9 protein-coding genes are annotated in these 12,419 nt (G+C 73.6%); 6 read left to right on the top strand and 3 right to left on the bottom strand.

All coding sequences use genetic code 11. The annotated features are described in order from the left end of the window. Positions 1–231: 231 nt before the first annotated feature. Entirely contained in the window at positions 232–909 is a 678-nt protein-coding gene (locus ADK54_RS09075; RefSeq protein WP_053725036.1) for an HNH endonuclease family protein, read from the top strand. Between the two features lie 25 nt (positions 910–934). Here the strand turns inward: ADK54_RS09075 and ADK54_RS09080 are convergent, their stop codons facing one another. Beyond that, positions 935–1,642, bottom strand: a complete 708-nt coding sequence (locus ADK54_RS09080; protein ID WP_053725037.1) for a hypothetical protein — start codon at positions 1,640–1,642, stop codon at positions 935–937. Between the two features lie 193 nt (positions 1,643–1,835). Here ADK54_RS09080 and ADK54_RS09085 point away from each other — a divergent pair, with 193 nt between their 5' ends. From ADK54_RS09085 to ADK54_RS09095, 3 genes are all read left to right on the top strand, one after another. Continuing rightward, positions 1,836–3,905, top strand: a complete 2,070-nt coding sequence (locus ADK54_RS09085) for an N-6 DNA methylase (protein ID WP_199826909.1) — start codon at positions 1,836–1,838, stop codon at positions 3,903–3,905. Positions 3,906–4,113: 208 nt separating this feature from the next. Further along, entirely contained in the window at positions 4,114–4,701 is a 588-nt protein-coding gene (locus tag ADK54_RS09090) for a hypothetical protein (RefSeq protein ID WP_053725038.1), read from the top strand. Further along, positions 4,698–6,242, top strand: coding sequence for a serine/threonine-protein kinase (locus ADK54_RS09095; protein ID WP_324610146.1), 1,545 nt, complete (start codon positions 4,698–4,700; stop codon positions 6,240–6,242). The genes ADK54_RS09090 and ADK54_RS09095 overlap by 4 nt, the downstream gene beginning before the upstream one ends. Positions 6,243–6,408: 166 nt before the next feature. On the opposite strand, the gene ADK54_RS09100 is transcribed toward ADK54_RS09095, so the two are convergent. Continuing rightward, positions 6,409–8,868 (bottom strand): YfhO family protein, encoded by a 2,460-nt coding sequence (locus ADK54_RS09100; protein ID WP_078966232.1) that lies wholly within the window; start codon positions 8,866–8,868, stop codon positions 6,409–6,411. A gap of 248 nt (positions 8,869–9,116) precedes the next feature. On the opposite strand from ADK54_RS09100, the gene ADK54_RS09105 reads away from it, so the two are divergent. Together ADK54_RS09105 and ADK54_RS09110 are read left to right on the top strand one after the other, a co-directional pair. Then, positions 9,117–9,794 (top strand): SurA N-terminal domain-containing protein, encoded by a 678-nt coding sequence (locus ADK54_RS09105; RefSeq protein WP_053725039.1) that lies wholly within the window; start codon positions 9,117–9,119, stop codon positions 9,792–9,794. Positions 9,795–9,815: 21 nt separating this feature from the next. Then, positions 9,816–10,775: a nucleoside triphosphate pyrophosphohydrolase gene (locus tag ADK54_RS09110; protein WP_053725040.1), complete on the top strand. Its 960-nt coding sequence runs from the start codon at positions 9,816–9,818 to the stop codon at positions 10,773–10,775. Positions 10,776–11,180: 405 nt separating this feature from the next. On the opposite strand, the gene ADK54_RS09115 is transcribed toward ADK54_RS09110, so the two are convergent. After that, positions 11,181–12,395 (bottom strand): globin domain-containing protein, encoded by a 1,215-nt coding sequence (locus tag ADK54_RS09115; protein WP_234391980.1) that lies wholly within the window; start codon positions 12,393–12,395, stop codon positions 11,181–11,183. Positions 12,396–12,419: the final 24 nt, after the last annotated feature.

Raw genomic sequence — 12,419 nt, forward strand, 5'->3', positions numbered from 1 at the left:
GGAAGGCGGGTGGCGCCGTTCGGCGCCGCCCGCCCTTTCCGTGCCCGGCGTCCGGTCGGATCCCGGGGCGTGCCCGGCCGTGCGGGCCGCGCCCGGTCCCGTACGCCGGTCGTGCCGTGGTGATCAAGGGCGGTCGGCTGCCCCTTTCGGGACCGTCGGCCCGCGGGCCGACGGGTAGGACTACCTAGGATTGCGAGGTTCCGCCAACTGCTCCCAGGACGGCCCGCCTTGATGCGTATCTACCGAATTGCCCTGCCCGCGACCGCCCTCGTGGCGTCGCTCGTCCTCACCGGCTGCGGTGGCGACGGCGCCAAGAAGAGCGGTGCCCCCGGACCCAAGGGTGCGGCCGGCTCCGCGCTCGCCGCCGTCGACTCGCTCACCGTCAAGGGGCGGGCGCCGAAGACCGGATACAGCCGTGACCAGTTCGGCAAGGGCTGGACCGACACGGACCACAACGGCTGCCAGACCCGCGAGGACATACTCAAGCGGGACCTCAAGGACGTGAAGTTCAAGGACAAGTGCGACGTGGCGTCCGGGACGCTCGTCCACGACCCGTACACCGGGCAGTCCATCCAGTTCACGCGTGGCGCCAGCAAGATCGACATCGATCATGTGGTGGCCCTGTCCGACGCCTGGCAGAAGGGTGCCCAGCAGTGGGACAAGCAGAAGCGGGCCGAGTTCGCCAACGACCCGCTCAACCTGATCGCCGTCGACGCGAGCGCGAACCGCCGCAAGAGCGACGGCGACGCGGCGACCTGGCTGCCGCCGTACCAGGCGTACCGCTGTACGTATGTGGCGGACCAGGTGGCCGTGAAGAGGAAGTACGGCGTGTGGCTGACCGATGCCGAGAAGGCCGCCATGAAGACGGTCCTGGCCGAGTGCCCGGACCAGAAGCTCCCGGCGGGCTGAGCCGCCCGGGAGCTGTGACGGTGCGTCAGGCCGCGATCGAGGACCGCGTCGGGGCGACCGCGTGGACCGGCTCGCCGAAGTGCGAGAAGGCGAGCGTGCCGGGGCTGTCGCCGCCCACGGTGACCATCTTCAGGAGGTACGGCTTGCCCGAGGTCGCCACGTCCATCGTGTAGCTCTCGTCGCCGTCCTTCTCGGTCAGGACGATCGCGGGGTGGCCGTCGACCTTGGTGGTCGCGCCCTTCTCGGCCGCGGTGTCCTCGCCCTGGAAGCCGCCGAGGAAGTTGTTCAGGTCGCAGACCGAGGCGAGGTCCTTGCCGTCGGCGGAGGCGGTGTTCGTCTTCGTCCACTTGCCCGTGCCCTGGGGCCGCAGGTAGACGGTCTTGCCGATCTTGATGATGCCGATGGTGTCCTTGCCCTGCGCGATGGTGCCGGTGCAGTCGCCCTTGGAGTTCAGCGAGAGGTCCATCTTGGTGGCGCCCTCCTTGGGGTCGGCGATGTCCGCCTTGAGGTGCAGCGAGGTGGCCTGGCGGGTGACCTTGAGCGAGTCGGTGAGTATCTGGCCACCGGTCGGATCCGCGTCCGAGCCCTTCGGTGCGGCCGCGGCCGGGCTCACGGCGGCGGGCGTGCGAGGGGCGGCCGAGTCCTTGGCGGCCGTGCCGGAGCCCGAGCCCGAACAGGCCGTCAGGACCGTGGTGGCGCAGACGAAGAGGATGGCGATGGTGCGGCGGCGCATGGCGTGAACTCCCCCTGGGGGTGCTGATGCTGGGCGGGCGGGACGGCAGGTGTGGCGGGGCCGGGCACATCAGAGCAGAGTCCTGTGAACCGAGTCAACACGAGTGCCGGAATCGTGATTGTTCACGGCGTGTATGGAGTGCTGTGGTGCCGTTCGGTAGGGTCGGCATCACGCGGACGAGGGGAGCAGTCAGGTGCCGGAGCACGCAGCGGAGGTGACCGCGGCCACCATCGCCCGGCTCGCGGGGGTGGGCCGCGCGGCCGTCAGCAACTGGCGCCGCAGGCATGCCGACTTCCCCAAGCCGGTCGGCGGCACCGAGACCAGCCCGTCCTTCGCGCTTCACGAAGTCGAGCAATGGCTGCGCACCCAGGGCAAGTTGGCCGAGGTCCCGCTGCGCGAACGCGTCTGGCAACAGCTCTCGACCCACCCCGCGGGCGCGGTCACGGCCCTGGTCCACGCGGGCTGCGCCCTGCTGGCCGTACGGGACCACCCCGCCAAGTGGCGCAAGCTGGCCGTGCTTTCGGACGCGGGGCTCGCCGACGGGCTGCCGGGACTGATTGGTGAGGTGCTGGGGGAGCGGTTCGGGGACGGCGACCCTGGCCCCGCTGTTCACAGCCGCTCCGTGAATACCCCCGGCGCCGCCGAGCTCGCCCCCTCCGTGCCGCTGCTCCGCGGGGCCGCCGAGCTCGCCGCCGAAGACGGGGCCCGGGAGGCCTTCGAGTTTCTGCTCGGGCGCCACCTCGACGCCAACCCCCGTCAGTACACGCTCACTCCTCAGGGGCCCGCCGAGCTCATGGCCGCGCTCGTCGGGGCGGTGGGCAGCGTTCTCGACCCGGCCTGCGGCACCGGCACGCTGCTGTGCGCGCTGCCGGAAGCCGTGACCCTGCACGGCCAGGACGCCGACCCCGACCTCGCCGCCCTCACCGGGCTCCGGCTCGCCCTCGCCGGCTCCGCCGCCATCCGTACCGCGGCCGCCGACTCGCTGCGCGCGGACGCCTTCCCGACCCTCACCGCCCACGCCGTGCTGTGCCACCCGCCGTTCAACGAGCGGGCCTGGGGCCACGACGAACTCGCCTACGACCCGCGCTGGGAGTACGGCCTCCCGGCCCGTACCGAGTCCGAACTCGCCTGGGTGCAGCACGCGTTGGCCCGGCTGTGCGAGGGCGGCACCGCCGTCGTTCTAATGCCGCCCGCCGCCGCCTCGCGTCGATCCGGGCGCCGGATCCGTGCCGATCTGCTGCGCCGCGGCGCCCTGCGCGCGGTCGTCGCGCTGCCCGCCGGGGCCGCGCCGCCGTATGGCATCCCGCTGCACCTGTGGGTGCTGCGCAGGCCGGGCGCCGCCACCCGGCCCGCGCCCGAGCTGCTCCTCGTCGACACCGCGGGGATCGATGGCGTCGCGGTGGACGGCGGCCGCGACCGGCTGCCCTGGCCCGCGCTCCAAGCCGCCGTGCTCGACTCCTGGACCCCGTTCGACCGCGACGGGACGGTCGCCGAACAGCCCGGGGTCAGCCGGTCGGTGCCGGTCATCGAACTCCTCGACGACGACGTGGACCTCGCCCCGGCCCGCCATCTGCCGCCGCCCGCCGCCGAAGGCGGCACGGCCGCGCTCGACGCGGTGCGCGAACGCCTCGACGCCACCCTGCGCCTTGCCGCCGAACTGGCCCCGCCGCCCGCCGCACCCGCCGCCGCGGAGGGCGCCCGCCGGCCGCTCACCACCGTCGGTGAACTCGCCCGGGCGGGCGCCCTCGTGCTGCGCGCGGGCGGCGCCGGCGCCGGGATCGACGGGCGCGCCGTCCTCACCGAGCACGACGTACTGGCCGGCACCGCGCCCTCGGGCACCCTGCCCGAAGGGCCCGCCGAAGACCCGGTCCTGACCAGGACCGGCGACGTCGTGGTGCCCGTGCTCGGCGGCGGCGCCGTAGCCCGGGTCGTCGACGAGGCGAGTGCGGGCGCCGCCCTCGGTCGCAACCTCCAGCTCCTGCGCCCCGAACCGGCGGCCCTGGACGCGTGGTTCCTCGCCGGGTTCCTGCGCGGCACCGCCAACAACCGCCAGGCCAGCAGCTACGCCACCACCGCCTCCCGGCTCGACGTGCGCAGGCTGCACCTGCCCCGGCTCCCGCTCGCCGAACAGCGGCGCTACGGCGAGCGGTTCCGGGCGCTCGCCGCGTTCGAGGACGCGCTGCGCCTCGCGGGCCGGCTCGGCGAGCAGCTCGTACAGGGCCTGCACGACGGCCTGACGGACGGTTCCGTCGGGCCCGAGTGAGGCAGGCCGGGGCGGCGGTGTGGCGGTGCGGTCGGCGTCCGGGGTGATCCGGGGAAACCGGGTTCCGGCCGGTCTCCGGTGACGGTTGGATACCGGCCGGGGGATCGCCCGGCCCGTTGTCAGCGCCGGTGTATACGCTCGTATCCCTGACCAGTCCCGGTCCCGTATCAGTCCCCTGTCCGTCCCAGTCTCAGTTCCAGGAGCAGCGATGCACGGCCCCGGCTATGGACCGCCGCAGCCCCGCCCCTCGGGCGCGGGGGCGATCGTGCTGCGCGTGCTGTTCGCGATGCTGCCGCTGGTCAGCATCGGAATGCTGTCGTGGGCCGCGCTGCTGCGGCTCGCGATCGTGACCCGGCGCGGGGCGCATTGGGCGCTGTTCTGGGCCCAACTGGCCGTATTCGTCTTCTTCTTCAGTTTCATCGTGGCCGCCCCCGACGAGAACGACTGGCGGATGGACGTCGGGATGATGGGCCTGCTCGCGCTCGCCGTGGCCAGCACCGCGTACTTCCTGTACGCCGACATCCGCCACGCGGCGCAGGCGCCGTTCGTCGTGCACCCGTTCGGCCAGTACGGGGCGCCCGCCGGTTACGGCCCGCCGCACATACCGGGGACCACGGCCCCGCAGTTCGGGCCGTACGTGAACCCGTACGCCGACACCCCCGTGCCGAGCCAGCCCCCGGCCCCCGTGCCCCCGCAGCCGCATGCCCCGGCCGCGCCCAGGATCGAGCAGGTCAGGGCCGAGCTCGACGAGCTGTCGCAGTACCTGCGCAAGGGGACCGAGGGCGAGGCCAGGTGACCGAGGGGCGGGTCGTCGCCGGGCGCTACGAGCTGGCGGCGCTCCTCGGCCAGGGCGGCATGGGCCAGGTGTGGACGGCGTACGACCAACGTCTGGACCGCCGGGTCGCGGTGAAGCTCCTTCGCCCGGACCGGGTCGCGGGCGTCGGGTCGGCCGAAGAGGTGGACGAGCTGCGGCGCCGGTTCGTGCGCGAGTGCCGGGTGACCGCGCAGGTCGACCACCCCGGGCTGGTCACCGTGCACGACGCGGGCAGCGACGGCGACGACCTGTACCTCGTCATGCAGTACGTCGAGGGGGCCGACCTCGCCGACCACCTCGCCGAGCACGAGCCGTACCCCTGGCCGTGGACGGTGGCGGTCGCTGCCCAGCTGTGCGCGGTGCTCTCGGCCGTGCACGCGGTGCCGATCGTCCACCGCGACCTGAAGCCGCGCAATGTGATGGTGCGGCCGGACGGCACGGTGACCGTGCTCGACCTGGGCGTCGCCTCCGTCCTCGACTCCGACACGACCCGGCTCACGCACACCGGTTCGCCGATCGGCTCGCCCGCCTACATGGCGCCCGAGCAGGCGATGGGCGGCGCGGTCGGCCCGTACACCGATCTGTACGCGCTCGGGGTGCTGCTGCACGAACTGCTCAGCGGGGACGTCCCGTTCGCGGGGTCCACCGCGCTGGGTGTCCTGCACCGCCACCTGTACGAACCGCCCGTCCCGGTGCGCAGACTGCGCCCCGAGGTCCCCGAACCCCTGGAAGCCCTCGTGCTCCGCCTCCTGGCCAAGGACCCGCAATCCAGGCCGAGGTGTGCGCAGGAGGTGTACGAGGCGCTGGTGCCGCTGCTTCCGGCGCGGGGCGGTCCGGGGCCCGCGGGGCCGCTCGACCCGACCCGGCCGTTCCTGCGTCCGCACGCGCCCTGGCCGGACCGCGCCACGGCCCCCGAGCCCGGGCCGGTCACCCCGCCGGTACCACCTGTACCACCGCGGCCCGATGTGGCCGGCGCGGTCGACGAGGTCAAGTGGCTGCTCGGCGAGGGCCGCATCACCCAGGCCGTCGACATCCTCGGCTCGATCCTGCCCGCCGCGGCGGCCGAGCACGGTGAACGGTCGCCGGTCGTACGCATCCTGCGCAAGCAGTACGCGGCGACGCTGATGGACGACGGCCAGTACCGGCGCGCCCTGCCCGAGCTGCGCCGGCTCGCCGCCGACCGGGCGGCCGAGGCGGGCCCCGTCGACCCGCAGGCCCTGGACTTCCGGCACGACGTGGCCCAGTGCCTGGAGCAACTGGGCGAGGCGGGTGCGGCGTTGGCGGAGTACCGGGCGGTGCTGCCCGGCTTCGAGGCGCGGTACGCGGCCGCCGACCCGTCCCGGGTGTTCGGCATCCGCCACCGGATCGGGCACCTGCTGCTCGCGGTGGGCGACCATGCGGCGGGTCATCACCAATTGCAGTCCCTGCTGTGGGATGCGGAGCGGCGGTACGGCGCGCAGCACCCCTACCCCACCGAACTGCGCCGCGCCCTCGCCCGCCAGCGAGAGGTCCGGGGAGGCTGAGCCCTGTTCCGCTGGGTGCGGGTGCGGTTTTGAGTGCGGGCCGGGTTTGCGCAGTTCCCCGCGCCCCTAGCGGCATCGATCCTGGCCGGCACCGGCATCTTTAGCCTGTCCGGCGATTGAGGACGAGCGCCCTTAGGCGCGATCGGGGTCTGGGGCGGAGCCGCAGCTACATTCCCCGCGCCCGGAACCGGCGCCGCGCCGGCCCCCACGCACCCACCCCCGCCAGGGCAAGCAGCGCGGCCACCCCCACCGCCGAGCCCGAACGCAGACCCGGCGGCCGGAAGCCGCAGTCCACCGTGCGAGCCCCGGCCGGCAGCGGGACGGCGACCAGGCCCAAATAGTCGCCCGCCGGGGCCGAACCCGCACCGTTCACCGCGCAGCTCCACCCCGCGATACGGGGCATCGCGAACACCGCGGTCCCGGCCGCGCCCGCAGGGAGTTCGGCGTGCACCGAGCTGGACGAGACCGAGACCCGGGCCGCGCCCGTCGCCCGCAGATGGTCCACCGCACGGGCCAGCGCCCCCCGGTCCAGGCACCCCAGCTCCGCGGAGCGATCCGCGGGGGTGAGGGTGATGTGGGAAGCGCGGCCCGGCCCCGCCGAGGTGCCGAACGGGATCAGCGGGGCCCTGCGGCTGGGCGCGCCGCCGCGCATCTCGACGACCGGGCCGTCACCCAGGCGCGCGGACCCGAAGTGTTCGGGCGCCCAAAGGAAGATGTCGGTCCCGGCGGGGCAGCCCTGTGTGAGGGTGCGGGTCGTGTAGACCCGGGCGCCGAGCAGCGACTCCTGGTTGCGGAACGGGTTGCTCCCGTAAGCCGGTTGGGGCCCGGACGGCCGCAGCGTGACCAGCGGCGGGGTCGCGGCGGCCCGGACGAGGGTGGGGTCGCCGCCCTTCTGGGCGACCCGCACCCGCGCGCCCACCGAGAAGATCGCGTCCGTCACCGGGTTGTCGAGGCTCTGTATCGCCCGCCCCCGAGAGGTCCAGCCGCCGCCGAGCGCGGTCATCGTGCGGTTGAGGACTTCCGGGGTGAGGCTGGAGTAGTAGGCGCCGCCCTCGCCGCCGAGCAGCAGCGGGTCGTTGTTGGTGATCTGGCGCTGCCCGGGGTCGGTGCGGTAGGCGGGCCAGCCCGAGGCGTCCGACTCAAGGGCGGCGCGCGCCGAGTGCTCGGCGCCCCAGGCGGGATAGCCGTCCATGCGGGCCGCCCGCTGCTGGTCCCCGTACGCGACCGTCACGCCCGCCTGCGCGATCTGCGCCCCGGCGAGCAGGGCGAGGGCGAGGAGGGTCAGTCCCCGCCGAGCCCGGCGGGCCAGGAGCAGACCGCCGGTCATGGCCGCAAGGCCCAGGGCGAACAGGGGGTACGTCCAGGCCGAGACCAGCTCGCTGAAGGCCGCGCCCGCCGCGATCAGGGCGAGCACGCCGCCCCCGCCGAGCAGCGCGCGGCGCCCGGGGATTCCGTACGACAGACAGATCCAGGCGGCGATCACGAGGATGCCGCACAGGATGAAGGTCTGCCGGTAGGGGCTGCCGTTGGGGGTGACGAAGGCGTGCCAGGCCAGGTGGGTCGGCTTCCACTGGAAGGAGAGCGCGACGGCGAGGGCGAGCCCGCTCCACGCGTACCGCTCGCGGCGCGGGACCGCGCGGTGGAAGGCGAGCGTGCAGGCGAGGAGCAGTGCGCCGGTGCCGAGGAAGACGGCGGGGGAGGAGAAGGAGTACGTGCCGGGCAGGGTGCGGGCCAGGTAGTCCGGCCAGGACACCGGCGCGAACTCCCGCACCCAGCCCGGATGCGCGTGTTTCGTGCCCAGATAGATGGTGAAGAGGAGCGGTGCCGAGAGCCCGATGCCGATCACGAACGACCGCGTGGCGAGCAGGACCGCCCGTACCCGGCCGCGCCGGTCCATGTCGCGGTCCACGTACAGCAGGAGGAGCAGGACGAGTCCGGCCCCGAGCGTCGCCATGTACGCGGTGTAGAAGTTGGCGATCCAGGCGAGTGCCACGACCAGCGGGCCGAGCACCGGCCGCCGGCCCGTCCTGGCCCAGTGGCCGACCAGGCAGAGCAGCGGGAAGGCGATCAGGCCGTCCAGCCACATCGGGTTGTAGATCGACTCCAGGACCGACCAGCCGCACAGCGCGTACGAGGCGCCGAGCACTCCCGCCGCCCAGCGGTGCCGGACCGCCGGGCGCAGCGCGAGGAGCAGCACCGTCATGGCGACGGCCGCGGCCGCCATCTTCAGGACGGTGATCACATACACCGCGAGGTCGATCCGGTCGCGCGGGAAGACCCCGACGAGCAGCGCGAACGGGCTGCCGAGATACGTGCCGAGGTCGGGCAGGAACGAAGTCCCGTACCCGGACTGCCAGTTGAGGAGGAGGCCGCCCTCGGCCCGGCCGTGCAGCAGGTCCCACAGGTGCTCGTGGAAGGGGATGAACTGGTTGCCCAGGTCGTTGATGCTGCGGGTGTGCCGCTGGAGCGGGCCGAGCGGGACGACCCCGGCGACCGCGTCCGCGCCGCACACCGCGACCAGGGTGATCAGGGCGGAGAGGGCGGCGGCCCGGGTGGCCGGTCGGCGGGCGGCCGCGGTCCGCACCGGGGCCACCGGCGGGGCGGGGGCGGCTTCGAGGGTCGGCATCGAGGTCCTTTGCTGTGCGCTGCCGTCGAATATGCCGGACCCCCGGGGGCAACGCAGTGGGCCGGGAACTCAGTTCACGCAATGGACGGCGCGGCTTCACCCGGCTTCACCCCCGCGACCGATGACGGTCGCGAATCGTTGGGCGAATCAGTGGCCCAGGCCACGTCGACTGCCTAACATCGATCACCGCAAGGTCTTAGCAAGGTTCGTCGCCACGCCGCACGTATCTGCTCCGCCGGGAGGCTCCTTTGCACCGCCGCCGTCGCACCGCGCTCTCCGTCTCCGTCGCCCTGCTCGCCGCGGGCCCGCTCCTCGCGGCCTGCGGCAGTACGGCCCACCCGGGGGCCGCGGCCGTCGTCGGGGGGCAGCGGATCGAGGTCTCCGCACTCCAGGCCGAGGTCAAGGACGTACGGACGGCGCAGGAGAAGTCCCCGCAGTCCGCCCAGCTGATCAAGGACTCGGGCCAGCTCGGCAAGGTCAAACTCAGCAACATGATCTTCGACCGCGTGCTCGGGCACGCGGCCTCGCAGGCCGGGGTGAGCGTCAGCCGCAAGGAGATCGAGGGCGCGCGGGCCGCGATGGTCCAGCAGGCCGGCGGCGAGGACCAGCTGCGCGAGCAGGCCCTCACCAATGGCGGGCTCGCTCCGGACCAGATCGACGCGTACGTCCAGCGGCAGGTCACCGAGGAGAAGCTGGCCGCCGCGATCGGCGCCCGCACCCAGCAGGACCTGCTGCCCGCGCTGGTCAAGGCGTCCAAGGACCTCCGTGTGGACGTGAACCCGCGCTACGGCAGCTGGAACGCGAGCCAGATCCAGCTCGCCGACTACCAGGCCCCCTGGATCGCCAAGGCCAAGCAGCCCGCGGCCCCGCAGCCCGCCCCCAACGAGCAGCAGGGCGACCCCGGGGACTCCGTCTCGACCGGCTGAGCCAGCGGGTAGGTTCGACGGGTGACTGCTGTTGAAGAACCCGGCCGAATCGTTTTGCTCACCGCGAGCCACCGGGTCGCCCCGGGCCTGCTCTCCTGGCCCGCGTGGGAGACCCTGCGCGACGCCGACCTCGTGCTGTGCCCCGACGCCGGGCACCCGCAGCTGCCGTATCTGCGCGAGGCCGGCGTGCCGGTGGAGATCTCGGCGCCGGACGCGCAGGAACTCGTCTCGGCGTGCGCGGGTGGCCGGACCGTCGTCGTCCTCCCCTCCGGCGAGGGCGACCGTCGCCTGACGGACGGCCTGGCCCGCCTCGCCGGCTCCGGCCGCGTCCAGATGCCGGACCTGGAACTGCTTCCCGGCTCCTACGACCTGCCGGGCGCCCGCCTGCTCGACCTCGTCCAGGTCATGGACCGGATCCGCCGCGAGTGCCCGTGGTCCTCCCAGCAGACCCACAAGGGCCTGGCCAAGTACGCCCTTGAGGAGGCGTACGAGCTGGTCGAGGCGGTCGAGGAGGGGGACCGCGACGAGCTCCGCGAGGAGCTGGGGGACGTGCTGCTCCAGGTCGTCTTCCACGCGCGGATCGCGGAGGAGGACGCGGAGGCGCCGTTCTCGGTGGACGACGTGGCGGGCGGCATCGTCGAAAAACTGATCCACCGCCACCCGCACGTCTTCGGCTCGGAGACGGCCTCGACGCCGGAGGAGGTGAAGTCGCACTGGCTGCGGATGAAGGCGGTCGAGAAGCGGCGTTCGTCGGTGACGGACGGGGTTCCGCTGGGCCAGCCGGCCCTGGCCCTGGCGGCGAAGCTGTCCGCGCGGGCTCGTACGGCGGGCCTGTCGGTGCCGCTTCCCTCCGGGGAGGGGGTCGGGTATCGCCTCCTCGCGCTGGCGGTGGAAGCGGAGTCGGCCGGCGCCGACCCGGAGGCGGCCCTGCGGGCTGCGGCGCGCGCCTACCGAGAGGCGATCCGCTCAGCAGAGAGCTGATCCCCCACCCCGCCCCTTCCCGAGACCCTCCGGGGGTTGTCGTTGGGCTGCGGCTCGGTGGTCGTTCCCTGGGGCTCCGCCCCAGACCCCGTTCGCGCCTGAAAGGCGCTCGTCCTCAAACTCCCCCAAGGCCTCAAGGGCCAGGGGGGACCCCCATGACGGGCTGAAGGTGGGCACATGTCCGTGATCCCCTGACGGCCTGAAGATGCCGGTCCTGGCCAGCACCAACCCTGCTAGGGGCGCGGGGAACTGCGCGACCAGCCACCGACGGCCCGCAGCCGGCCAACAACACATCAAGCCCCTCCGGCGTTTGAGGAGCGGGGGTCGGGGGCAGCGCCCTCGGGAACGCCCCTCAAGCCGACCCTTCACCCCCGGCGGGTTTCGGGAAGGGGTGGGGCTGGGGATTCAAGCCCGGGCCGCCGGGTTGTGCCACCGTGGGGGCGGGCGGTTCAGCAGCCACTCCGCCGGGCCGAGGGGGCGGGGGCCCGGGCCCGCCGAAGGGACCGCGTCGCTCAAGATGCGGGACGGGGCCGCCCCCAGGCCCACCAGAACCTCCCGGACCTCCGCCATGAACCCCGGCGGCCCGGCCAGGAAGACCGCATGGTGGGCCCAGTGACTCCGATGGCCCAGAGCGGTGATCAGACGTTCCGTGGCCTGAAGGGGGTCACGGCCCGGCGCCGGAGTGATGAACGTCGTGTGCAGGCACGGGAGTTGGGAGGCCAGCGCCTCCACGGCCGGCCGGTCGTACAGGTACGCCGCGTCCCGCGCCACCACGAACAGCCGTACCTCGTCGTCGAACCGAGCCCCCGCCAGCTGCTCCAGAAGCGCCTTCATGGGGGCCCACCCCGTACCCGCCGCTATGAAGGTCAGCGGGCCGACAGGGGCCGGCCCCAGGGATAAGGAGCCCGCCGGTGGGCTCAGCCGCAGCGCATCGCCCGGATCCGTACGCTCGACCAGCGCCGTCGACATCGGCCCGCCGGACACCCGGCTGACGTGAAGGTCGACCGTGCCGTCCGCGCGCGGCGCGTTTCCGATCGAGAACGTCCGCCACACCCCCGGCACCCGCGGATGCGCCACACTCACGTACTGCCCTGCCGCATAAGGGAGTTGGGGTGCCGGGCGCAGGGTGAGGACCGCCAGGTCGGGGCCGTACCCGGCATGGCGGACGACCTCCGCGCCCCACCACGCCGGCTCCCCCGCCGCGGCCGCCGCGGCCGCGCCCTCCAGCATCGTCTCGGACATCACCGAGTACGCCTGGCACCACGCCTTCTCCACCTCCGCCGTCCACGCCCCGCCCGCCGCCCGGGCGAACGCGGCGAGCAGGCTCGCGCCGACCGCCGCGTAGTGCTCCGGCGCCGCCAGGAACTTGCGGTGGTCGCGGCCGAGCGCGCGCAGATAGGAGGGGAGGGACGGGTCGCCGAGCCGGCCCATGACCTCTGTGATCGCGGCGAACAGCCGGTCCCGCTGGCTTTCCATGGCGTCCGGCCCGGACGGGAACAGCGCTCGCAGGCCCGGGTTGTTCCAGAAGAGGTGGGAATAGAAATATTTGGCCGCATGCTCGGCCCGCCGCTCCACCACCGCGAAGCCGGCCCTCAGCACCTCTTGGTCCTCTTGATCCACCGCGTGAATGTAGGGGAGAGGGCG

Source organism: Streptomyces sp. WM6378 (genome assembly GCF_001279695.1).
Classification (GTDB): domain Bacteria; phylum Actinomycetota; class Actinomycetes; order Streptomycetales; family Streptomycetaceae; genus Streptomyces.